This is a genomic window from Lonepinella sp. BR2271 (assembly GCF_051851515.1).
Lineage (GTDB): Bacteria > Pseudomonadota > Gammaproteobacteria > Enterobacterales > Pasteurellaceae > Lonepinella.
On the sequence record NZ_JBPDVF010000008.1, the window covers coordinates 46,470 to 71,121 of the forward strand.

The 24,652-nt window shown below is 41.2% G+C and carries 22 protein-coding genes; 14 read left to right on the top strand and 8 right to left on the bottom strand.

All coding sequences use genetic code 11. The annotated features are described in order from the left end of the window. Window positions 1–4: 4 nt before the first annotated feature. The 3 genes from infB (at window position 5) to truB (ending at window position 4,054) form a co-directional block, all read left to right on the top strand. Window positions 5–2,518, top strand: a complete 2,514-nt coding sequence (gene infB / locus ACTG7X_RS07520; RefSeq protein WP_439257892.1) for a translation initiation factor IF-2 — start codon at window positions 5–7, stop codon at window positions 2,516–2,518. Window positions 2,519–2,744: 226 nt separating this feature from the next. Continuing rightward, the gene (rbfA, locus tag ACTG7X_RS07525; protein ID WP_439242108.1) at window positions 2,745–3,134 is read left to right on the top strand and encodes a 30S ribosome-binding factor RbfA; all 390 of its coding nucleotides are present in this window, start codon (window positions 2,745–2,747) and stop codon (window positions 3,132–3,134) included. Then, entirely contained in the window at window positions 3,134–4,054 is a 921-nt protein-coding gene (gene truB / locus ACTG7X_RS07530) for a tRNA pseudouridine(55) synthase TruB (protein ID WP_439257893.1), read from the top strand. The genes rbfA and truB overlap by 1 nt, the downstream gene beginning before the upstream one ends. 72 nt (window positions 4,055–4,126) lie before the next feature. Here truB and ACTG7X_RS07535 read toward each other — a convergent pair whose 3' ends face one another. The 8 genes from ACTG7X_RS07535 to ACTG7X_RS07570 form a co-directional block, all read right to left on the bottom strand. After that, window positions 4,127–4,819 (bottom strand): DUF4755 domain-containing protein, encoded by a 693-nt coding sequence (locus ACTG7X_RS07535; protein ID WP_439257894.1) that lies wholly within the window; start codon window positions 4,817–4,819, stop codon window positions 4,127–4,129. A 240-nt stretch (window positions 4,820–5,059) separates the two neighbouring features. Beyond that, the gene (locus ACTG7X_RS07540) at window positions 5,060–5,674 is read right to left on the bottom strand and encodes a hypothetical protein (RefSeq protein WP_439257895.1); all 615 of its coding nucleotides are present in this window, start codon (window positions 5,672–5,674) and stop codon (window positions 5,060–5,062) included. A 46-nt stretch (window positions 5,675–5,720) separates the two neighbouring features. Continuing rightward, a complete protein-coding gene (locus ACTG7X_RS07545; protein WP_439257896.1) occupies window positions 5,721–6,413 on the bottom strand; it encodes a DUF4755 domain-containing protein in 693 nt (230 codons plus the stop codon). A 229-nt stretch (window positions 6,414–6,642) separates the two neighbouring features. Beyond that, window positions 6,643–7,833, bottom strand: a complete 1,191-nt coding sequence (gene tyrS, locus ACTG7X_RS07550; RefSeq protein ID WP_439257897.1) for a tyrosine--tRNA ligase — start codon at window positions 7,831–7,833, stop codon at window positions 6,643–6,645. A gap of 93 nt (window positions 7,834–7,926) precedes the next feature. Continuing rightward, complete coding sequence (locus ACTG7X_RS07555) at window positions 7,927–8,301, bottom strand: PD-(D/E)XK nuclease family transposase (RefSeq protein WP_439257948.1); 375 nt, start codon at window positions 8,299–8,301, stop codon at window positions 7,927–7,929. A 121-nt stretch (window positions 8,302–8,422) separates the two neighbouring features. Further along, window positions 8,423–10,561, bottom strand: coding sequence for a phosphate acetyltransferase (pta, locus tag ACTG7X_RS07560; RefSeq protein ID WP_439257898.1), 2,139 nt, complete (start codon window positions 10,559–10,561; stop codon window positions 8,423–8,425). Window positions 10,562–10,631: 70 nt separating this feature from the next. Further along, window positions 10,632–11,828, bottom strand: coding sequence for an acetate kinase (locus tag ACTG7X_RS07565; protein ID WP_439257899.1), 1,197 nt, complete (start codon window positions 11,826–11,828; stop codon window positions 10,632–10,634). A 382-nt stretch (window positions 11,829–12,210) separates the two neighbouring features. Then, window positions 12,211–12,927, bottom strand: coding sequence for a YwiC-like family protein (locus ACTG7X_RS07570; protein WP_439257900.1), 717 nt, complete (start codon window positions 12,925–12,927; stop codon window positions 12,211–12,213). Between the two features lie 84 nt (window positions 12,928–13,011). On the opposite strand from ACTG7X_RS07570, the gene ACTG7X_RS07575 reads away from it, so the two are divergent. The 11 genes from ACTG7X_RS07575 to lpxA all read left to right on the top strand — a co-directional run bounded on the left by ACTG7X_RS07575 (window position 13,012) and on the right by lpxA (window position 24,625). Beyond that, on the top strand, window positions 13,012–13,365 hold the full coding sequence (locus ACTG7X_RS07575) for a RidA family protein (RefSeq protein ID WP_439257901.1): 354 nt from the start codon (window positions 13,012–13,014) through the stop codon (window positions 13,363–13,365). A gap of 148 nt (window positions 13,366–13,513) precedes the next feature. Further along, window positions 13,514–14,665: a methionine adenosyltransferase gene (metK, locus tag ACTG7X_RS07580; protein ID WP_439257902.1), complete on the top strand. Its 1,152-nt coding sequence runs from the start codon at window positions 13,514–13,516 to the stop codon at window positions 14,663–14,665. A gap of 84 nt (window positions 14,666–14,749) precedes the next feature. Continuing rightward, window positions 14,750–15,946 (top strand): 1-deoxy-D-xylulose-5-phosphate reductoisomerase, encoded by a 1,197-nt coding sequence (gene ispC / locus ACTG7X_RS07585; RefSeq protein ID WP_439257903.1) that lies wholly within the window; start codon window positions 14,750–14,752, stop codon window positions 15,944–15,946. A 67-nt stretch (window positions 15,947–16,013) separates the two neighbouring features. Then, window positions 16,014–16,730, top strand: a complete 717-nt coding sequence (gene uppS / locus ACTG7X_RS07590) for a polyprenyl diphosphate synthase (protein WP_439257904.1) — start codon at window positions 16,014–16,016, stop codon at window positions 16,728–16,730. Window positions 16,731–16,743: 13 nt separating this feature from the next. Beyond that, entirely contained in the window at window positions 16,744–17,607 is an 864-nt protein-coding gene (locus ACTG7X_RS07595) for a phosphatidate cytidylyltransferase (RefSeq protein WP_439257905.1), read from the top strand. A gap of 12 nt (window positions 17,608–17,619) precedes the next feature. Next, window positions 17,620–18,948: a sigma E protease regulator RseP gene (rseP, locus tag ACTG7X_RS07600; protein WP_439257906.1), complete on the top strand. Its 1,329-nt coding sequence runs from the start codon at window positions 17,620–17,622 to the stop codon at window positions 18,946–18,948. A 127-nt stretch (window positions 18,949–19,075) separates the two neighbouring features. Next, a complete protein-coding gene (gene bamA / locus ACTG7X_RS07605) occupies window positions 19,076–21,442 on the top strand; it encodes an outer membrane protein assembly factor BamA (protein WP_439257907.1) in 2,367 nt (788 codons plus the stop codon). 111 nt (window positions 21,443–21,553) lie between these two features. After that, window positions 21,554–22,117, top strand: a complete 564-nt coding sequence (locus ACTG7X_RS07610; RefSeq protein ID WP_439257908.1) for an OmpH family outer membrane protein — start codon at window positions 21,554–21,556, stop codon at window positions 22,115–22,117. A 21-nt stretch (window positions 22,118–22,138) separates the two neighbouring features. Beyond that, window positions 22,139–23,164, top strand: a complete 1,026-nt coding sequence (gene lpxD / locus ACTG7X_RS07615; RefSeq protein WP_439257909.1) for a UDP-3-O-(3-hydroxymyristoyl)glucosamine N-acyltransferase — start codon at window positions 22,139–22,141, stop codon at window positions 23,162–23,164. A 197-nt stretch (window positions 23,165–23,361) separates the two neighbouring features. Further along, a complete protein-coding gene (gene fabZ / locus ACTG7X_RS07620) occupies window positions 23,362–23,814 on the top strand; it encodes a 3-hydroxyacyl-ACP dehydratase FabZ (protein WP_439240993.1) in 453 nt (150 codons plus the stop codon). A 22-nt stretch (window positions 23,815–23,836) separates the two neighbouring features. Continuing rightward, complete coding sequence (gene lpxA, locus ACTG7X_RS07625; RefSeq protein ID WP_439257910.1) at window positions 23,837–24,625, top strand: acyl-ACP--UDP-N-acetylglucosamine O-acyltransferase; 789 nt, start codon at window positions 23,837–23,839, stop codon at window positions 24,623–24,625. The last annotated feature ends 27 nt before the right edge of the window (window positions 24,626–24,652 follow it).

Here is a 24,652-nt window from a genome sequence, read left to right on the forward strand (position 1 = left end):
CAGTATGACAGATAAAATAGAAAATCAAGCCCCTAAAAAATTGAGCTTACAACGCCGTACCAAAACCACAGTGAGTACGACAACCCCGACAGGTAAAGCCAAAGCGGTACAGGTTGAAGTGCGTAAATCACGTAAAATTGACACTGAAGCGGCTAAAAAAGCGGCAGAAGAGGCTCGTTTAAAAGCACAAAAAGAGGCAGAACAAAAAGCCCAACAACAAGCGAAAAATGAGGCCGCTCAGAAAGCGAACGAAAAAGGCAAAAAAGAGCTGGAAATCAAATCGGATTTAGTCAAAGCCAAAGTGGAATTGAAATCTAAACCAGAAAAAAGTGCGGTGCAAAAACCGTTAGATCCAGAAAAAGAAAAACGCCGTGCAGAAGAGGCAGAATTACGCCGTAAAGCGGATGAATTAGCCCGCCAAAAAGCGGAAGAACAAGCACGCAAAGCAGCCGAAGAGGCCAAACGCTATGCGGAACGTGATGACAGCAGCGAAAGTAGCAGTACAGAAGAATTTGCGGATTATCATTTAACTTCAAGCTATGCCCGTGATGCGGAAGAAGAAAATGTTCGTCGCAATGAAAGCCGTGGCCGTGGGGGTAAAAATAAAGTCACTAAAGCCAAAAAAGGCGGACGTGATGACGATAAAGGCAATAAAAATGAACGCCAATCGGATCGTCGAAACCAAAAAGATTTTAAAGGCAAAGGTAAACAAGGTAAAAAAGGCAGTTCCATTCAACAAGCCTTTACTAAACCTGCTGCAGCCGTTAACCGTGATGTGGTGATCGGTGAAACCATTACCGTGGCAGAATTAGCCAACAAAATGGCGATTAAAGCCTCTGAAATCATTAAAACCATGATGAAAATGGGCGAAATGGTGACGATTAACCAAGTGATTGACCAAGAAACCGCACAACTGGTGGCGGAAGAATTGGGTCACAAAGTGATCTTGCGTAAAGAAAATGAGTTAGAAGAATCCGTCTTAGGCGACCGTGATATTGAGGCAGAAAAAGTCAATCGTGCCCCAGTGGTGACCATTATGGGTCACGTTGACCACGGTAAAACGTCGTTACTTGACTATATTCGTAAAGCCAAAGTGGCCGCCGGTGAGGCCGGTGGGATCACCCAACATATCGGTGCGTATCATGTTGAAACCAAAGGCAAAGTGATTACTTTCTTAGATACGCCGGGACATGCGGCCTTTACTTCCATGCGTGCTCGTGGTGCGAAAGCCACGGATATTGTGGTGTTGGTGGTGGCGGCTGATGATGGCGTGATGCCACAAACCATTGAGGCGGTCCAACATGCGAAAGCCGCCGGTGTGCCGATTGTGGTGGCGGTGAATAAAATTGATAAGCCTGAGGCCAACCCCGATCGTGTAGAGCAAGAATTATTGCAATATGAAGTGGTTGCTGAAAAATTTGGTGGTGACGTACAATTTGTGTATGTGTCCGCTAAAAAAGGGACGGGTGTAGATGAATTACTTGACGCGATTCTATTGCAATCGGAAGTGCTTGAATTAACTGCGATTAAAGATGGTATGGCAAGCGGTGTGGTGATTGAATCTTACTTAGACAAAGGCCGTGGCCCCGTGGCGACTATCCTTGTTCAATCGGGAACCTTAAACCGTGGCGACATTGTACTTTGTGGTTTTGAATACGGTCGTGTACGTGCGATGCGAGATGAAAACGGTAAAGAAATTGACAATGCCGGCCCATCTATTCCTGTGGAAGTGTTAGGCTTATCTGGCGTGCCAGCCGCTGGTGATGAGGCTACCGTGGTGCGTGACGAGAAAAAAGCACGTGAAGTGGCATTATATCGTCAAGGTAAATTCCGTGATGTGAAATTGGCTCGTCAGCAAAAAGCCAAACTGGAAAATATGTTTAGCAACATGGCCGAGGGCGATTTAGCCGAATTAAACGTGATCGTGAAAGCCGACGTACAAGGTTCCGTCGAAGCCATTGTTCAATCTTTACAAGAACTTTCAACCGACGAAGTGAAAGTGAAAGTGGTGGGTTCTGGTGTCGGTGGTATTACCGAAACGGACGCAACTTTAGCTGCAGCGTCTAATGCGATTATGGTGGGCTTTAATGTCCGTGCGGATGCGTCTGCTCGTCGTATTATTGAAAATGAACATATTGATTTACGTTATTATTCTATTATTTATGAATTGCTTAACGAAATCAAAGCCGCCATGAGCGGTATGTTACAACCTGAATTCAAACAAGAAATTATCGGCTTGGCAGAAGTGCGTGACGTGTTCCGTCATCCGAAATTTGGTGCGATTGCTGGCTGTATGGTGACAGAAGGTGTGGTGAGACGTAACAATCCAATCCGTGTATTACGTGATAACGTGGTCATTTTTGAGGGCGAATTAGAATCTCTCCGCCGTTTCAAAGATGACGTAAGCGAAGTGCGTAACGGTATGGAATGTGGTATCGGCGTGAAAAACTACAACGATGTGAAAGTCGGCGACCAAATCGAAGTGTTTGAAGTGGTTGAAGTAAAACGCACGATTTAATATTGAAACCCTTTACCCTCACCCCTGCCCCTCTCCCAAAGGGAGAGGGGGAAAGTGCGGTTAAAAAGTGAAGAATTTTGACTTTTCTCAAATCATCCCCTCTCCTAAAGGGAACGGGGAAAGTGTGGTTAAAAAGTGAATAATTTTGATATTCTTTAAATCGTTCCCTCTCCCTTTGGGAGAGGGCTAGGGTGAGGGTATTGAGGGCAAATTTTAAGAGAAAACAATGAGCAAAGAATTTAAACGTGCCGACCGAGTCGCACAAGAATTACAAAAAGAAGTGGCCATTATCTTGCAACGAGAAGTCAAAGATCCACGCATTGGCATGGTCACCGTATCGGACGTGGAAGTCTCCCGAGATTTAGCCTATGCCAAAGTCTTTGTCACATTCTTGTTTGATCATGACGAAACTGCCATTGAACAAGGTATGAAAGGGCTTGAAAAAGCCACGCCGTATATTCGTTCATTACTGGGCAAAGCCATGCGATTACGCATTGTGCCAGAATTACATTTTGAATATGATCGTTCCTTGGTGGACGGCATGCGGATGTCGAATTTAGTCAGCGATGTGATTCGTCAGGATCAAGCTCGCCACGTGGAAGATAAGGAAGCATAATGTCCCGACCACGCAAAAAAGGCCGTGATATTCACGGCGTTTTTTTATTAGATAAACCGCAAGGCATGTCCTCTAACGATATTTTGCAGAAAGTAAAACGCCTTTATCAAGCCAATAAAGCCGGCCATACCGGTGCATTAGATCCTTTGGCCACCGGCATGTTACCCATTTGTTTAGGCGAGGCCACCAAATTTAGTCAATTTTTATTGGACGCAGATAAACGCTATATCGTTACCGCAAAATTAGGCGAACGCACCGATACTTCCGATGCCGAAGGTCAAGTCGTACAAACCCGAGAAGTGCGGTCAAAAACAGAGGAAATTCTCACCGCACTTGAACATTTTCGTGGTGACATTATGCAAGTGCCTACCATGTTTTCAGCCTTAAAACATCAAGGCAAACCCTTGTACGAATATGCTCGCCAAGGTATTACGGTAGAACGTGAGGCTCGCCCCATTACCATTTTTGAACTGAATTTCATTGGCTATGAATCACCCTATTTAACCCTTGAAGTTCATTGTTCCAAAGGGACTTATATCCGTACTTTGGTGGACGATTTAGGCGAACATTTAGGCTGTGGCGCCCACGTCACCATGCTCCGCCGTACTGCGGTAGCCGATTATCCAGCGGAGAAAATGTTAACTTGGGAACAGTTGCAAACCCTAGCCGAACGCCAAGATCTTGAGGTTTTAGATAGCCATTTATTATCTGTGGATAGTGCTGTTTCAAAACTCCCCATGCTGACATTAACCTCAGAGCAAACCCGAGCGGTTGGCTTTGGGCAACGAGTGAAATTTGAAAATAGCCAACAACTTTATGGTCAAGTGCGGTTATTTTCTGATGAGAATTTGTTCTTAGGGGTAGCAGAAATTAATATGGATAATGTGATTCGGCCGAGTAGAATGGTGAATTTAGCCTGACAATTTAAGATAAAAAAACGTAGATAATTTAATATATTATCTACGTTTTGAAATAAGATCTAATCAAATAACCTAACTTTTTTGCATATGGACTGTTTTTTCAAACACCTTTAACCAACGTTCATATTGCATTTCCACATCTTGCCAAAAGGCTTCTTGTGCATTAAATTTAATAAAATTCTCCGCATAAAATTTAATATGCCATTTCGGGAATTGCATATCATCTACTTGAATAAACAAACCATTATTTCGCCACATATCTTCTCTAGCTGTTGCTTTGGCAAGTTGACTATTTTGTATATTTTGGATAGAGCCAGAGAGGCCACCTGAAGCTGTGGCAAAATAGTTATAACTTGTGCTACCACAGACAGATTTTACCCCTTCAATTTGTGAGAATGTATAGGTTTTTTCGTTATTGCCAGACGCTAAACGTACGGTTTCGTTATTCGTGTTAATTTCAATTTCATAACGTTTTTTCCCATCATGAAATTTATGGAAGTAAACACCGTCATTGCTTGAATTATAATCATTATAGTTATAAATGCCTCTTTTATAAGTTACACGCACACCATATAGCCAAATCAAACCAGACCAAGCAAAAAAACCACTAAACCCACCAACTGGAGAGAACAGGAGATCTAAATTGGTCAGTGAGAGAAGAAAGATGATGAGTGAGCCAATCAGGAGAAATTTAGGTTTGTTGGCTTTGGCTTGATAAATAGCGAGATTTTTTGCTTCAGCTTCTTTGAGTTTAGTATTTTCCATGGGATTTCCTTTATTTTTAAGCGAAAGAAATTGAGAATAATTTGTTCAAAATGAACAGTGCGGATTTTAACATTGTTTTTTTTTTTGCACAATATTTGTCTTTTTTTAATCATAAAAGTGCGGTGTTTTTCATCGCAGTTTTGGGTAGAAAAGGGGAATAAAAAGACAATAAAAAACGGTGCAAGATGCACCGTTTTTAGCGTTGAATAAAATTTTATTAGTTAGTTTTAATTGTATTGCCTAGAATTGGTTTTTGATCACCATGTTATAAGATTTCCAGCCATCATTTGTAAGTACTAAATCATGGGCATCTGAGATTTTTTCACCTGTACTGATACGAGGATTGGCTTCTATTGCCCAATCAGCAATGTCTTTATAACTTTTAGTAAAATTAACATGTGAGGCTTTCATACCCATACCAGTGTCTGCTGGTTCAGTAAAGTCGTCGATACTTTCTAATACGATCTTGCCTGAGCAAAGTTTATCACCGGATAAATAAGGTCTGCCTTTATCTGTGACAGTATAGATTGCCGCACGGAAAGGACCACGACGTCCTTCAATGATTTCATCAGAACGGCTGACCAATCCATGTTGTCTTAAAAATGCTAAGCTACGATCTTCATAGCTTGCCATATCTGCCTCCAATACGTATTTATCCTCAGCTGCATAGGGGGAATCCTTTGGGAAACTGAGAGCAATACCAGTCTGTCTGAAATTGAGACAGACTGCATGTTGGGTATCTAAATAGGTTTGGATAGCTTTTGCAAAGTTATCCTTATTCGCTTCTTTGGGGTCGCTACATGCGGTTAAAGCTAAGGCGGTGCCTAGTATTGAAATGAGTAATGCTTTTTTCATATTGTCTCCTGAGTGAGAGGAATTATTCCCATTAAGTGAATCAAATTTATTTCATATTTAAAGTTTTTTCAAACACTTTTAACCAGCGTTCATATTGCATGGCAACATCTGACCAGAATTTATCGGATGTATATTTAATAAAATTTTCAGCGTAAAATTTAATCTGCCACATTGGAAATTGTAAATCATCCACATAAATAAATAGTCCATTTTGTTTCCAATTAGCTTTTAAACCTAACCCTTGAGCAAGTGACATATTAGCAAGGTTTTGTGTTGCACCAGCCATACCACCAGTCGCTGTGAGGTGGTAACCGAAAGTAGATTCCCCACATACTGATTTCACTCCCTCAATTTGAGAAAATGGATAGGTCTTTTCATTTTGACCAGAAACCAATCGGACGGTTTCATTGTGGGTATTAATTTCAATTTCATAACGATCTTTACCATCAAGAAATTTATGAATATAAATACCATTATTAGTGGCATTATAGTCGTTATAGTTGTGAATGCCTCTTTTATAATTAAAACGTACAGAAGACCACCAAAACAACCCAACAGCGGACCATCCTAAAGGCCATACCAAATCAGAAAAACTCATAAAATCATATATGAGGCCACTTAGTATAGACATTATAAACGGTATTGTCGGAACAATGGTAAGAATTTTAGGCAATAAGGTTTTAGCTTTGTATTTTTTTAAATTGGCTTCTTCAAGCGTTTTAAGATATGAATTTTCCATGGGATTTTCCTTTATTTTTACGAGAAAGAAATTGAGAATAATTTGTTCAAAATGAACAGTGCGGATTTTAACATTGTTTTTTTTTTGCACAATATTTGTCTTTTTTTAATCATAAAAGTGCGGTGTTTTTTATTGTATTTTTGGGGGAAAAGTGGGAATAAAAGGGAATATAGAAAAAAGGCAATAAAAAACGGTGCGAGATGCACCGTTTTTTGCGTTGAATAAAAATTTATTTCACTGTCACTCTAGCAAACTTCCGTTTACCCACTTGATAAACCGCCGTTGTTCCAGCTTGAATCATTTGTTTTACATTATCCACAGGCTCGCCATTGATTTTCACCCCACCTTGTTGAGCCGCACGAATGGCTTCAGACGTAGATGGCACTAACCCCGCTTCTTTTAACAAATTGGCTAAACCGATTTCGCCTGTAAAGGTAAATTCAGGCATTTCATCCGGCATGGCTCCTTTTTGGAAACGGTTGATAAACTCTTGCTCCGCAGTATCAGCAGCCGCTTGATCATGGAAACGTGCGATAATTTCTTTAGCGAGTAAAATTTTCACATCACGTGGATTTTTGCCATTTTCCACATCGGCTTTTAATTGAGCAATTTCCGTTAATGGGCGGAAAGACAGCAAATCGTACCAATCCCACATTAATTCATCAGAAATGGACATCACTTTACCAAACATCTCATTCGGTGCGTCGGCCACGCCGATATAATTACCTAGAGATTTGGACATTTTTTTCTCACCGTCTAAGCCTACTAATAATGGCAAGGTAATAGCGACTTGTGGTTTTTGTCCATTGGCTTTTTGTAATTCACGACCGATTAACAAATTGAACGTTTGGTCTGTTCCGCCAAGTTCTACGTCTGCCTGTAAATGTACAGAATCGTAACCTTGTAATAACGGATAAATAAACTCGTGAATTGCAATAGGTTGTTGATTAGCAAAGCGTTTTTTGAAATCATCACGTTCTAACATACGAGCCACGGTATAGTTAGACGCTAAACGAATCATACCCTCGGTACCAAGTTGCCCCAACCATTCTGAGTTGAATACGATTTGAGTTTTTTGTGGATCAAGAATTTTGAAAATTTGTTGCTTATAGGTTTCCGCATTGCGTAACACATCTTCACGTGTTAATGGTGGGCGAGTAGTATTTTTGCCTGACGGATCGCCGACCATGCCAGTGAAATCCCCAATTAAAAATTGCACCTGATGACCCAATTCTTGGAACTGGCGTAATTTATTGAGAACCACCGTATGGCCTAAATGAATATCGGGTGCGGTTGGGTCAGCCCCTAATTTCACACGCAAAGGGCGATTTTCTTTTAATTTTTCGATTAAATCTTGTTCGGAGAAAATTTGATCAATACCGCGTTTTAGTTCCGCGAGAACAGTATTCAAGTCTGCCATTTTGCATTCCTAATAAAAATAAAATAAAGGTTACATTATAGGGAAATTCAAGTAAAGATAAAGGGCAGAATGTGATTTTTTCACAAATATCAATCAATTTACTCGTTTTTTGACTTCATCCACAGGTAAATCCACAACCTTAGAAATCATATTTAAATCTAATCCTAAAGAAAGCATATTTTGAGCATTTTGTTTTATGGTTTCTAATCGTCCTTTTTGAATCCCTCTCGATTCAGCCGATGTCAGCAAGGAATATTCGTCCCACTTGCGTTTTAAACTCACATCATACATTTGTTTTTCTCTCTTATTTAGGTTGCTGTATTCGGCAATTTGAAACAGTTTCTCAAAAATAGGCTTATTTAAATAGCGTGGCAACTGATTTAAATCTGCTATATTTTTTAACACATACAACCATTTGTGTAAATCGTTTTCTAGTTTATTTTTGAGTATTAAGTGCGGTGAAAATATCGCAAGATTTTTAGTTTAATTTTGGAATGGAGATCACAAAAATAATATTTTTTTGTATTTTTTTGGGGGAATTACCCTCACCCTAGCCCTCTCCCATAGGGAGAGGGGATTTTTTTAGGGGTTATTGGGTCGCTTGAATTGCGGTCAACGCAATGGTGTACACAATATCATCAACCAATGCCCCACGAGATAAGTCGTTTACTGGTTTACGCATACCTTGTAGCATTGGACCGATAGACACTAAATCCGCAGAGCGTTGTACTGCTTTGTAAGTAGTGTTACCGGTGTTCAAGTCTGGGAACACGAATACAGTCGCTTTACCCGCAACTGGGGAGTTTGGTGCTTTGGATTTTGCCACATCTTCCATCACGGCAGCGTCATATTGTAATGGGCCGTCAATGATTAAATCTGGGCGTTTTTCCTTGGCAATTCGGGTAGCTTCTTTCACTTTTTCCACATCTGCGCCGGATCCTGATGTGCCTGTTGAGTAAGAGATCATGGCCACTTTTGGATCCACGCCAAAGGCTTTGGCTGAATCGGCGGATTGAATGGCAATTTCCGCTAATTGTTCAGCGTTTGGATCTGGGTTTACCGCACAGTCGCCATAAACTAACACTTGATCTGGTAGCAACATAAAGAAGATAGAAGAAACAATCGAGCTACCTGGTGCCGTTTTGATGATTTGCATTGGTGGGCGAATAGTGTTGGCGGTGGTGTGAACTGCACCTGATACTAAACCGTCCACTTCGTTGGCCTCTAACATCATGGTACCCAATACCACATTGTCTTCTAATTGCTCACGAGCTGAGGTTTCTGTCATGCCTTTAGCTTTACGCAATTCTACTAAACGATCCACATAGTTTTCACGTACAGAGGCAGGATCAATAACCGTAATACCTTTTCCTAATGTCACGCCTTGCGCTTCTGCCACACGTTGAACATCTGCTGGATTGGCTAATAAAATACATTCTGCAATGCCACGTTCCGCACAAAGTACAGCGGCTTTAATAGTGCGAGGTTCGTCACCCTCTGGCAACACAATGCGTTTTTTCGCCGCACGAGCCAATTCGGTTAATTGGAAACGGAATGCTGGCGGGGATAAACGACGGATACGCGTAGAGGCAGCCGCTAATTGATTAACAAATTCTGCATCAAATTGTTCGCTAGTATATTGTTTGATATTTTCAATGCGCTCTTTGTCATCCACTGGCACTTCTAAATTGAAACTTTGTAGATTTAACGCCGTTTGCCATGTGTTACCCTCTACACGGAAAATCGGTAGGCCAGTGGTTTCAAAGGCACGTTGGCAGAGTTTGCTGATTTGTGCATCAATTTTGTAACCACCTGTTAATAAAATCCCCGCTAATTCTACACCATTAGTCGCAGAAAGTGCGGCGGCGGCTAATACATCGGGACGGTCAGCGGAAGTCACTAATAAGCTACCGGTACGGAAATGTTCCACCATATTTTGTAAGCCTCTGGCACAGAATGTAATGCCACGGATACGGCGTGTGGTGATTTCTCCCTCATGAAGAATCGCCGCACCTAAATGTTTGACTAAATCAATGGCACGAGTGGCAATGAGTTCTGCTGACCAAGGAATACAAGCTAACACTTTAATTGGGCTAGTGGCAAATAAGCGATAGACTTCACCGGCTTGATTATGGCTATGTTGATAAGAATCGAAGATCTCGGTTAAGTCTGGACGAGTACGTTCGGATTCATCCACTGGGGCATTAAATTTGTTCACCACCACACCGAGTAAGTTTTTATTTTCTTTGCCACCAAAAGAGGCTGCGGCGGCTTCAATACGTTCTTTTAATTCCACAGGGGTGTCATTACCCGGAGCGGCCACTAAAATAATTTCCGCATCAAGGGCTTGTGCGATTTCGTAGTTAATGCTGTTGGCATAGGAATTTTTGCGAGCGGGGATTAAGCCCTCGACCACCACAATTTCATTGTTTTTACTTAATGCTTGGTGCTGTTCAACGATTCTTTCTAATAAGACATCGGATTGATTGCGACCAATTAAGGTTTCTGCCACACTTAACATTACAGGCTCTGCGGTTTCAAGTGCGGTACTGGTGCGAACAATGGAAGTGGTGCGGTCTAATTTATCTTCACCGGAACTTGGTTGTGAAATGGGTTTAATAAAGCCGATCTTGACCCCTTTTTGTTCAAGTGCTCGAATTAAACCCAGACTTACGCTGGTTAAGCCCACGCCACTACTAATGGGAATAAGAATAATCGTTCTTGACATAATATTTCCTATATTGAGATTGTACTGAATGCAAAAGTAAACAGCCGATAATTATCGGCTGTTTATGGGATTATTTAATGCAAAGACGAGCGGTGTCTTGTGCAATCACTAATTCTTCGTTAGTCGGAAGAACAAGGGCAATTGGCGAGCCGTCTTTGGTAATCACGCCTTCTTTACCAAAACGGGCAGCCAAGTTTTTGTCGTTATCCACTTGATAGCCGAAGAGTTTTAAGTGATTTAAAGTGATTTCACGTACGTGAGCAGAGTTTTCACCAATACCACCAGTAAATACGATGGCATCTAAACGTTCACCGATAACCGCCATGTAGGAACCAATGTATTTGGCTAAACGGTAGCAATACACATCTAATGCACGTTTGGCGGGTTCTTCGGTTTCGTAGTTATCTTCCGCATAACGGCAGTCGCTGGTCACTTCGGTTAAACCTAATAAGCCCGATTTTTTCTCAAGGGTATCTTTGATTTCAGGTACAGCCATGCCGAGCGTGTTGTGCATGTAGAAAATAATCGCAGGGTCGATGTCGCCACAACGTGTTCCCATCACCAAACCTTCAAGCGGTGTTAAACCCATTGAGGTGTCGATACATTCACCATGACGTACCGCAGACACGGAACCGCCGTTGCCTAAGTGACAAGTGATGACATTCACTTTGTCTTCCGCCACGCCTAAACGTTTAGCGGCTTCACGGCTGACATAGAAGTGGCTAGTGCCGTGAGCACCATAGCGGCGAACGCCATGTTCTTTATAAAGTGAGTATGGCAGGGCGTATAAATAGGCTTCTTCAGGCATAGTGGTGTGGAATGCCGTGTCAAATACCGCCACGTTTTTGTCTTTCAAATGTGGGAAAATTTTGAAGGCTTCTTCAATACCGATAATGTGAGCAGGGTTGTGCAATGGTGCAAATTCAGCCGCTTTTTTGATACCCTCAACCACTTCATCATCAATCACCACGGAGTGGGTGTATTTTTCACCACCGTGTACGATACGATGACCGATTGCAGAGATACTGCTTTTTAATTCTTCATCTAATAAATTGCTCGCAATGAAACTTAACGCTTCGCTATGGGCTGCGCCAGCACCAAGATCGGCATTGCCTTTTTCGCCATGTAATTTCCATTTAATCCGAGCTTCTGGCAGATAGAACGCTTCAGCCAAACCTGATAATTTTTCATCACCAGACACAGGATCTAAGATAGCAAATTTTAAAGATGAGCTACCACAGTTTAAGATAAGAACTAATTTTGACATAAATTAACCTATATTAAGGGTTGAAGTTAGAAGATATTCAGTAAATACTGAACAGACGTTTTAAAAGTCATAATGTGGTATAGAATACACTTTTCTGACGATAAAATAAATTATTAAACAGAGAAAAATTGCATCTTTATCAAAAAAAGTTGAAAGTTTAAACATTTTTTATAAAGTGCGGTGTAAATTTATGGAATTTACCCCTTAAAATTGATATTAATCAATGAATAGGTGAATTAGACTTTTTATTTGTAAGGTTTTTGTATATGATTTCCTCCGTCAAGATGAAACGCTTGATAATTCATAAAGTTCCTAAATAAATATAACTAGATAATAGCTAAACTACTTTCCTACCACCCAAAATTTGGGTGGTTTTTTTTGCCTATAAGGTTGCCATCAAAAGCTGGATAAAAAAGATCAGTGAAATCGCCATTTCAGTTAATCCCACCTGTTTGGTAGAGAGCTTTTTCGTTGGCAATATAATCGCTCTGATTAATGGAATAACAAACGCCTGTGCTAATAAAAATTGTTGAAAAGGCAGAAAAATCATCACGCATGCGGTATGGTGAAGAATAGAAGTAATTAAATAATAAGGATTTTTCCGCTCACGTAATACCGATTTGACATAAAGTGTCACGCCAATAAAAAATAGGCTAGGTAAAACCGCCACCCACCAAATCTGTTGATCAAACTGATTTTCCGCAAAATAATAGGCCATCATTCCCGCTATCGCAAAAATCACAATGGCATTGAGATCATTGAATAAAGCACGTTCATTTTTTTGTTTTGCATAGTAGATACTGATGAAAGTGAATGGAATAAATAAGGTAGCAAAATATAAAATTCTCCAATTATGCAAAAGTGCGGGAATCACAAAAATGAAACAGGCGATAGCGTAAATAAGGGTCCATTTTTTATATAAGGCGAGATTTCTTCCTTTAAACAAATTGAGAAAAGGGTAGCTCATTAGATATAAGGAAAACCAAGCGAGCAGCAGAAAAGCATGTTGCCAAATGGGGTGTGAAAGCAACATACCGTATAAAAAGGGCACTAACGCCATTACAATGGCGCCGTGTTGGTTGGAGATTAATAATTTCATGCTTAAATAATTGATTGACAAAATAAGAAATTTTCGTTTATTTTAGCTTTCCCTTATTTAAAACACAATCCAAAGGAAGTAAACATGACAATTCAACGTTTTCACATTAGCAAGCGTTTATCCGAAGTAACGGTATACAATGGCGTTGCCTATTTGGCGGGACAAATTCCAGCCAATACGCCAAATCAACCTATCTATGAGCAAACGAAAGATGTATTAGCTGAAATTGATCGTTTATTGGCGGAAGTTAATTCCGACAAAAGCCGTATTTTACGGGCTGAAGTGGTATTAGTGGATATGAATGATTATGCCGAAATGAACCGTGCTTGGGACGAATGGGTGGCCGACAATAATGCGCCACCACGAGCGACGATTCAAGCAAAATTAGCCAATGAGGCGTGGAAAATTGAAATTGTGATCACCGCTGCAACAAATTAATCACCCTTAAAAAACAGGTAATGTGCATAACCAATAGCATATTACCTGTTTTTATTTTCAGATAAAAACAAAATAAAATGCTTGCCTTTTAGGCAAAAATGCGTATTATAGCCGTCTATACTTCTAAATGAAAAAATTAAGGAACATTATGTCAAGCTATTTGTTTACTTCTGAAAGTGTATCAGAGGGACATCCTGATAAAATTGCCGATCAGATTTCAGATGCGGTATTAGATGAAATTTTAAAACAAGATCCTAAAGCACGTGTCGCTTGTGAAACCTATGTAAAAACAGGGATGGCTTTGGTGGGCGGTGAAATTACCACTTCTGCTTGGGTAGATATTGAAAACTTAACCCGTCAAGTGATTTGTGAAATTGGTTATGAACATTCTGATATGGGATTTGATGGCCATTCTTGTGCCGTATTAAATGCCATTGGTAAACAATCTTCCGATATTAATCAAGGGGTTGACCGTGATAATCCACTCGATCAAGGGGCGGGTGACCAAGGCATTATGTTTGGTTATGCCACTAACGAAACCGATGTATTAATGCCGGCTGCGATTACTTACGCTCACCGCTTAATGGAACGTCAATCCCAAGTGCGTAAAAATGGTACATTAGATTGGTTGCGTCCCGATGCGAAAAGCCAAGTCACCTTGAAATATGATAATAATAAAATTGTCGGTGTGGATGCTGTGGTACTTTCTACGCAACATAGTGATGCGGTGAGCCAAGCCGATTTAATTGACGGCGTGATGGAAGAAATTATTAAGCCGATTTTGCCAGCAGAATGGTTAAATAAAGACACGAAATATTTTATTAACCCAACAGGACGTTTTGTGATTGGCGGTCCAATGGGCGACTGCGGTTTAACCGGACGTAAAATTATCGTGGATACCTACGGCGGTGCTGCTCGTCACGGTGGCGGTGCATTCTCGGGCAAAGATCCATCTAAAGTCGACCGTTCCGCCGCTTATGCCGCACGTTATGTGGCAAAAAATATTGTGGCTGCCGGGCTGGCAGATCGTTGTGAAATCCAACTTTCTTATGCCATTGGCGTAGCAGATCCCACTTCTATTATGGTGGAAACCTTTGGCACAGGCAAAGTGAGCAATGAATTGTTAGTTAATCTTGTGCGTGAGTTTTTTGATTTACGCCCTTATGGTTTGATTAAAATGTTAGATTTAATTCAACCCATTTATCGCCAAACCGCCGCTTATGGGCACTTTGGACGTGAGCAATTCCCGTGGGAAAAAATTGATCGAGCGGAAGAATTGAGAAAGGCGGCTGGGTTGTAATAATTTTATTAATAAGAAATGGGCTAATTAGCCCATTTTTGTTATATAATTTCACTATAATTTTCTTTCAAAAAAAGACTTACCATGAAAAAACAAAACCTTGTCATTCTCGGCTCAACAGGCTCAATCGGTACCAGTACACTTTCCGTTATCGAACATAACCCCGAACAATATCAAGCATTTGCCTTAGTCGGCGGTCGTAATGTGGAGTTAATGGCTCAACAATGCGTGAAATTTCAACCGCAGTTTGCCGCCTTAGATGATGAAAGTGCGGCGAAAAAATTACGAGAAAAATTAACCGCACTTGGGAGTAAAACGGAAGTATTAAGCGGACAAAAAGCGATTTGTGAATTGGCGGCTCATCCTGATGTGGATCAAGTAATGGCCGCGATTGTGGGGGCGGCAGGATTGTTGCCAACGCTTTCCGCTGTACAAGCCAGTAAAAAAGTGTTGTTAGCCAATAAAGAAAGTTTGGTCACTTGCGGACAGATTTTTATTGACGCGGTGAAAAAATCACAGGCTCGATTATTGCCCGTGGATAGTGAGCATAATGCCATTTTCCAATCTTTACCGCCCGAGGCTCAGCAAAAAATCGGTTTTTGTCCGCTAAAGGAATTGGGTATTAGCAAAATTGTGCTAACAGGTTCTGGCGGTCCTTTCCGTTATACGGATTTAAGTGAATTTGATAGCATTACGCCAGCCCAAGCGGTGGCTCACCCGAATTGGTCGATGGGGAAAAAGATCTCGGTGGACAGTGCCACTATGATGAACAAAGGGCTGGAATATATCGAGGCTCGTTGGTTGTTTAATGCCAGTGCCGATGAAATGGAAGTGATTATTCATCCACAATCTATTATTCATTCTATGGTGCGTTATATTGATGGTTCGGTGATTGCACAAATGGGTAATCCTGATATGCGTACGCCGATTGCGGAAACCATGGCCTATCCAAATCGTATTATTTCAGGGGTTACACCGTTGGATTTTTATCAGCTTAACGGCTTGACCTTTTTAGCGCCTGACTTTAATCGCTATCCGAATTTGAAATTAGCCATGGATGCCTTTGCTGCTGGGCAATATGCCACTACTGCCATGAATGCAGCCAATGAAATCGCGGTGGACGCTTTTCTAAATGGGCAAATTAAATTTACCGATATTGCCAAGGTCAATCAACAGGTGGTGGAAAAAATTCAACCACAACAGATTTTAGCGATTGATGATGTCTTGGAAGTGGATCGCTTGGCTCGGGAATTTGCAAGGAATGTGGTAAAAACTCAATGACATATGGCTTGGAAATATGCTATATTCACGCCCAAATTTTCAATTCACCTTTGTGATTTAGGATTAAATGAAAGAATTAGATCCGCATAATATACCGAAACACGTGGCCATCATTATGGACGGCAATGGGCGTTGGGCGAAAAGCCAAGGTAAAATGCGTATATTTGGGCATACAAATGGGGTAAAAGCGGTACGCCGTGCGGTGTCTTATGCTCGCCAAATCGGGGTGCAATCCTTGACCATGTATGCTTTTAGCAGTGAAAACTGGAATCGTCCTGAGCAGGAAGTGTCGGCCTTGATGACGCTATTTATGCAAGCCTTGGATTCGGAAGTGAAAAAGCTGCATAAAAATAATATTCGGTTAAATATTATCGGCGATACCTCCAAATTCAGTGAAAAATTACAACAAAAAATTATCAACGCAGAAAAATTAACTGAAAAAAACACCGCACTTTGCTTAAATATTGCAGCTAATTATGGTGGCTGTTGGGACATTGTACAAGCCGCACAGAAATTGGCATGGCAAGTGAAAGAGGGAGAACTCGCTGTCGATCAGATTGATGAAAATTTGTTTCAGCAACATTTGGTCACAGCACAGCAACCGCCCGTAGATTTATTAATTCGCACCAGTGGCGAACAGCGGATCAGTAATTTTTTACTCTGGCAAATTGCCTATGCCGAATTATTTTTTTCACCGGTATTATGGCCAGATTTTAGTGAACAAGAATTTAACCAAGCTATTTGGGCTTATCAACAACGAGAACGCCGTTTTGGCGGGGCTTAAAGAGGGAAAACACGTGCTTAAACAACGTATTTTATCGGCAATCGTGATGATTGCACTGGTCTGTGCAGCGTTATTTTTATTCTCGCCATTTTATTTTACTTTGGCGTTGGGCGTGATTGTCACCGCCGGTGTTTGGGAATGGACGCAATTTCCACGTTTAAAAATTGTCTGGCGTTTTGTGGCGACCTCGATTGCTTTGGCAATGTTATTTGTTTGGATTTTTAGTCAAGCGGATTATCTCAATGCTGGGCGTGTGTTTGCGGATTATGCAGAACCTTTATTGTTGGTTGCGGTGATTTGGTGGGCAGTTGCACTGGGTTTGGTGATCACCTATCCGACCTCCGCCAATATTTGGGGTAAATCGGTCATTTTGCAAATTATTTTCGCTTGTGTGACGTTGGTGCCGTTCTTAATTGCGGTGGCTGCCTTACGTTTAGAAAATTACAATGTTGACAGTTTACACGGCATTAAATTATTGCTTTATGTATTTGTGTTAGTCTGGGCGGCCGACAGTGGCGCCTATTTTGCAGGGCGGAAATTTGGTAAACATAAATTAGCCCCGAAAGTGTCGCCGGGGAAAACTTGGCAAGGGGTGATTGGCGGTGTGATTACCGCTGGCGTGTTGTCAGAATTATTTATTTATTTTGTTGGCGATCATTTCTTTATGCACGGAAATACCTTAAGTTTAACCGCACTTTCCATTGCGACCGTAGCGGTTTCGGTGTTAGGCGATTTAACCGAAAGCATGTTTAAACGTCAAAGTGGCATTAAAGACAGCAGTAATTTAATCCCTGGGCATGGTGGTATTTTAGATCGTATTGATAGCTTAACCGCCGCCGCGCCATTTTTTGCGTATTTCTACTTTTTCTGGCTTTAACAGGCGGTATTGATGTCATTTTTGTGGTCGTTGGTTTCGTTTATTATTGTGATTGGTGTACTGGTATCGGTACACGAATATGGGCATTTCTGGGCGGCCAGAAAGTGCGGTATAAAAGTCCATCGTTTTTCCATTGGTTTTGGTAAAGTCTTGTGGTCAAAAAAAGATAAGCAAGGTACCGAGTTTGCCGTTTCCTTAATCCCTTTGGGGGGGTATGTGAAAATGCTAGATGAACGCAATGAAACCGTACCAGCAGAGCTAAAATCACAATCGTTTAACAGTAAAACCGTGTTACAACGCATGTTTGTGATTGTAGCCGGCCCTTTGGCCAATTTTATTTTTGCTATTTTAGCCTATTGGGTGGTGTTTGCCGTGGGGATCCCGAGTGTAAAACCGGTGATTGATAGCGTTAAACCCAACAGCATTGCGGCACAAGCACAACTTGCCCCCCATAGCCAAATTTTGGCGGTAGATGGGACGGAGTCACCAGATTGGGAAACCATTAATATGTTGTTGGCGACCAAGTTAGGCAATGAGCAAGTCACATTAACCGTCACGCCGTTTGGGGAAAATCGTCCACAACAAAAAACCTTGAATATCCAAGCATGGACATTTGATCCCGATAAACAAAGTGCCTTTGGTGCCTTAGGTATTCAACCCGTAGGCAATCAAGTGGAAATGAAAATTGCCAAAGTGGTGGAAAATTCGCCGGCTGAAAAAGCGGGTTTATTGGTTGGCGATGAAATTTATACTGCACTGGGTGAAACCTTTGCATGGCAAGATTTTGTTAAACAAGTGCAACAAGGTTATCCGTTATCGTTGCAAATTCATCGTGATGGGCAAATCTTGGCGGTGACCTTAATCCCAGAACAGCAAGAAAACCGTTATGTGGTAGGGATTGCACCGACCATTCATCCGATGAATGAACAGTATCGTACGGAATTAAAATATGATATGCTTGATGCCTTGTGGAAAGGAGCGGAAAAAACCGCACAACTTTCTTGGCTAACCCTGAAAGTGATCGGCAAATTATTGACTGGCGATTTATCGCTGAATAATTTAAGTGGTCCAATTTCGATTGCCCAAGGTGCGGGGATTTCCTCACAAATCGGTTTCGTGTACTATCTTGGGTTTATGGCGTTAATTAGCGTAAACCTCGGGATGATGAATTTATTTCCGTTGCCCGTGTTAGACGGCGGACATCTGGTCTTTTTGGCAGCGGAAGGCATTAAAGGCAAGCCTGTTTCTGATAAGGTGCAAAATGTGTTTTATCGCATTGGTGCCACCCTTTTATTGATGTTAACAGTCTTTGCTTTGTTTAATGATTTTTTACGTTTATAGAACGTTTTAAAATTTTAGCAGTCTGTATAGATTGTATGGATGTGTATCCTATTTGTAAACGAACGCTTAAGATTTCCAATGTGGACATTTTATTCGCGTTACTTTAATTTAATAAGGTCATTGTAAGATGAAAAAACTTTTAATAGCTAGTTTATTATTCGGTTCTGCGAGTGTTTATGCGGCCCCTTTTGTGGTACAGGATATTCGTGTGGAAGGCGTACAGTCCGGTACAGAAATTAATGTGTTATCAGGATTACCGGTACAAATTGGTAAGCGTGCAACGGATAATGATATTGCTAATGCGGTAAGAACCCTTTATTCCCGTGGGTATGATAATGTCCGCGCGGACAGAGAAGGCAATACCTTAGTCATTTCTGTCACTCAACAGCCGATTATTACTGAAGTGATCTTTGAGGGTAATAGCTCCGTGCCGAGTGAAGCGTTAAAATCGAATTTGGAGGCAAATGGATTTAAATCAGGTGAAACCTTAAATCGTGAGAAATTAGAGGCTTTCCGTCAGAGTTTAGAGGAGCATTATGCCAGTACAGGTCGTTACAACGCCAAAGTAGAAACCATTGTTAACTCGTTGCCAAATAATCGTGCTGAAGTTAAATTACAAATTAAAGAAAATGATGTAGCCTTGTTAAAAGAAGTGACCTTTGAGGGCAATAACCATGTGTCGAGCAGTAAATTAAAAGAACAAATGGAACTGCAAGAAGATTCATGGTGGAAACTCTTTGGTAATAAATTTGCAGCGGAACAATTCAGTAAAGACTTAGGTGCAATCCAAGATTATTATGGTGAAAATGGTTATGCTAAAGCCAAAGTGACCAATACCGACGTGCAAATTAGTGATGATAAAAATGAAGCGCGAGTGAAAATTGTGGTAGATGAGGGTGAGATTTATACTGTCACCAATGCCAGAATTATCGGGGATGTCGGTGGTATGCAAGAGGCGTTAGCCCCTTTACTCAAAAACATTCATCTCAATCAAGAATTTCAACGCAGTGAAGTAAAACGTGTTGAAGATAACATCAAGGACAAACTGGCTGAACAAGGTTACGCCAATGCGCAAGTGAATATTCACCCAGAATTTGATGATACCAATAAAAGCATTGCATTAACCTATATTGTGGACGCGGGGCGCCGTTATTCTGTACGCCAAATTCGTTTTGAAGGTAATACGGTGAGTGCAGACAGAACCTTGCGTCAAGAAATGCGTCAACAAGAGGGAACATGGTTATCTTCCCAATTAGTTGAGCTAGGTAAAATTCGTTTGGAACGTACGGGCTTTTTTGAAACCGTGGAACAGCGTACGGAGAACGTAAAAGGGACGGATGATGAATTAGATGTTATCTATACTGTTAAAGAACGTAATACGGGGAGTATTAACTTTGGTATCGGTTATGGGACAGAGAGTGGTTTCAGCTATCAAGCCAGTGTCAAACAAGATAACTTCTTAGGTATGGGTTCGTCTATTAGCTTGGGCGGTCGTAAAGATGACTATACTACCAGTGTTAATTTAGGTTATACCGAACCCTACTTCACCAAAGACGGTGTCAGTCTTGGTGGAAACGTGTATTATGAAAAATATGATAACTCTGATGATGATACGACAGCCAGTTATGCACGTACCACTTACGGAATCGATTTAACCCTCGGTTTCCCTGTAAATGAAAATAACTCTTACTATTTAGGTGTGGGTTATGCCTATAATAAACTGAAAAATGTGACGTCAGAATATACTCGCCAAAAATATATTGATTCCATGGGGTATAGCGGTACCTCATTTAAGTCACAAGACTTCACTTTTAAAGCGGGTTGGAACTACAACAGTTTAGACCGCGGTTATTTCCCAACCAAAGGGGTAAGAGCGAGTTTAGGTGGTTCCGTGACCATTCCGGGGTCGGATAACAAATTCTATACCTTAAGTGCAGATGCACAAGGTTATTACCCATTAGATCGTAACCGTACATGGGTGCTTTCTGCCCGTGCAGGTGCTGCTTATGCCAATGGCTTTGGCGGTAAAACTTTACCGTTCTACCGTAACTATGCCGCGGGTGGTATTGGCTCCCTACGTGGTTTTGCCTCTGGTGCCGTGGGACCACAAGCGATTTATCTTACCCAAGATGGTCCTCGTTGGGACGACGATATTATCGGTGGTAATGCCATGGTGACGTCCAGTATTGAATTGATTGTGCCAACGCCATTCGTCGCAGATAAAAACCAAAATTCTGTGCGTACCTCTTTATTCCTTGATGCGGGTAGCGTGTGGAATACCAAATGGTCTAACGCAGATAAAGATAAATTTAAGGCCACCTACCCAAATATGCCAGATTACAGCGATCCAAGCCGTATTCGGACTTCTGCGGGGATAGGATTCCAATGGCAATCACCGATTGGGCCATTAGTTTTCTCTTATGCGAAACCGTTGAAAAAATATGAGAACGACGATATTGAACAATTCCAATTTAGTATTGGTGGCTCATTCTAATTTGATTTAGATTGAACTAATAACCATTCATTTCGTCTAAACAATACCTGTGCCAAATAGAGATTATTTGGCACGTAACTAAAATGATAATTAAAAAGGAAATTTATCCCCATGAAAAAAATCGTAAAAGCAACCGCACTTTCTTTAGCCTTAGCTTTCGCCTCATCAGCAGCTATCGCCGCTGAAAACATTGCCTTCATTAATGCCGCTTATTTATTTGATCATCACCCTGATCGTGAGGCAATTACGAAAAAATTAGATTCAGCGTTCAAAAAACAAACTGATGAATTAACGGCAAGCAAAAAATCCATTGATGGCAAGATTGCCGCGTTACAAAAAGAAGCTAAAAATTTACGTAGCGCAGATATTAAAAAACGTGAAGATGAAATCAATAAATTGATGAAAGATCACGATGCCAAAGTGCAAAAATATCAACAAGAAGCACAAAAACAAGAAATGGCAGAACGTGCGAAATTGTTAGAATCTATTCAAAGCGCCACCAATACATTAGCAAAAGAAAAAGGCTATACTTATGTGCTTGACGCCAATTCAGTCGTGTTTGCGGTTGACGGTAAAGACATTAGTGATGAAGTGTTAAAAGCCATTGGTGGTAAAGTGCCAACAGATAATTCTGCGGACAAACCTGCCGACGCTGAAAAGAAAGAAACTAAATAATCTGTTACAGGTTAATTAATTATGCGTTCTTATACATTAAAAGAATTAGCAGAACATATCGGCGGTGTCATGCGTGGCAACGCCGATGTTTTTGTGACGGCCATTGCGCCTTTAGATAAAGCGAGCAAAACCCATCTCACGTTTATTTCCAATGTGAAATATCGTCCTTATTTATCCCTTTCGCAAGCTGGCATTTTGGTTGTGTCAGAGGCAGATGTGGAATTTTGTGCCGAGCAAGCAAACCTTATCATTGTGAAAAATCCTTATGTAGCCTATGCCTTACTGGCTCAATATATGGACAGCACGCCTAAAGCAGCGACAGATATTGCGTCAAGTGCGGTGATTTCTAGCACGGTTTCTTTAGGTAAAAATGTCAGCATTGGCGCAAATGCCGTTATTGAAGATGGGGCGGTGATCGGTGACAATGCGGTGATTGGTGCCGGTTGCTTTATTGGACAACACGCCCAAATTGGTGCGAACACGCAATTATGGGCAAATGTGTCGATTTATCATCATGTGCAAATCGGTGAACATTGTTTAATTCAATCCGGTGCGGTGATTGGGAGTGATGGTTTTGGGTATGCGAACGAACGGGGACGTTGGATCAAAATTCCACAAACGGGAACGGTCGTGATTGGTCACCATGTTGAAATTGGCGCTTGCACTTGTATTGACCGTGGTGCATTAGATAACACGGTGATTGAAGATAATGTGATCATTGATAACCTCTGTCAAATTGCCCACAATGTGCATATTGGGACAGGCACTGCTGTCGCAGGTGGCGTCATCATGGCGGGCAGTCTCACCGTCGGACGTTATTGCCAAATTGGCGGAGCCAGTGTGATCAATGGTCATATGGAAATTTGCGATCAAGCGGTCGTGACGGGGATGAGTATGGTTATGCGACCGATTACTGAACCGGGTGTTTATTCTTCTGGTATTCCATTACAGCCCAATAAAGAATGGCGTAAAACTGCAGCGTTAACCATGGATATTGACAAGATGAATAAACGGCTTAAAGCCTTGGAAAAGAAATTAGCCGACTAAATTAACGCATTTCGATAAGCTCATCTTCATGGTGAGCTTTTTTATGATTAAAAATTGGCTTAAATTTCACCGCACTTTACCTATTCATGAACTCAGCGGATCACTGTTTTATGACGGTTTTACTACAATCTATTTTTTAAATCATGTATAATTAAGCAAGACATATTAAAAATTGAAAAACATTGAAGGTAATTATTGTGACAACAGAAACTAGCCCATCTCGTATTATTGAAACAAAAGAAATTATGACATTATTACCCCACCGCTATCCATTTTTATTAGTGGATCGTGTGTTAGATTTCAAAGAGGGTGTGTGGTTAAAAGCGATTAAAAATGTGAGCGTGAATGAACCTTGTTTTACTGGTCATTTCCCGCAAGAACCGATTTTCCCAGGTGTATTAATTCTCGAAGCGCTCGCACAATCCATGGGCTTGTTAGCCTTTAAAACCCATGAATTACAAGGCGGAGAACTTTTTTATTTTGCCGGAATTGATGACGCTCGCTTTAAACGTCCCGTGTTACCGGGCGATCAACTTGAATTATATGTCGAAGTGATTAGAGAACGTCGTGGTATCACGGCGTTTACAGGGATCGCTAAAGTCGATGGCGAAGTGGCTTGTGAAGCTAAACTCATGTGTGCAAGACGTTAATCATTAAGCATAAGGAGCAGATATGATCCATTCAAGTGCGAAAGTCCATCCCTCTGCCATTGTGGAAGAGGGGGCTAAAATTGGTGAAAATGTGGTAATCGGACCATTTTGTGTGATTGGTTCACAAGTGGACATTGGTAAAGGTACCGTTTTGCATTCACATGTTGTGGTGAATGGTATCACCACGATTGGCGAAGATAATCAGATTTTTCATGGCGCCACCATTGGTGAAGTCAATCAAGATTTAAAATATAATGGCGAACCCACTAAAACCATTATTGGCAACCGTAACCGTATTCGTGAAAATGTCACCATTCACCGTGGTACCGTACAGGGTGGCGGGGTGACACGTATTGGGGATGACAATTTATTTATGGTCAACGCCCATATTGCTCACGATTGCCAAATCAAAAACCGCTGTATTTTAGCCAACAATGCAACGCTTGCTGGTCATGTGGAATTAGATGATTTTGTGATTGTTGGCGGTATGTCTGCCATCCATCAGTTTGTGATTATTGGTGCGCATGTGATGTTAGGTGGCGGTTCCATGGTCAGTCAAGATGTACCACCTTATGTGATGGCACAAGGCAATCATGCTCGTCCATTTGGCGTCAATCTTGAGGGCTTAAAACGCCGTGGTTTTGAAAAGCCGACGTTACACGCCATTCGCAACGTCTATAAATTAATTTATCGGAGCGACCGAACCTTAGAAGAAGTGATGCCAGAAATTGAACATTACGCCAAAACAGAATCGGCGATCAGTTTCTTCTTAGCCTTTTTCAAACGCTCCACACGTGGCATTATTCGCTAGAAAAAAGTCGACGAATTTACACCGCAT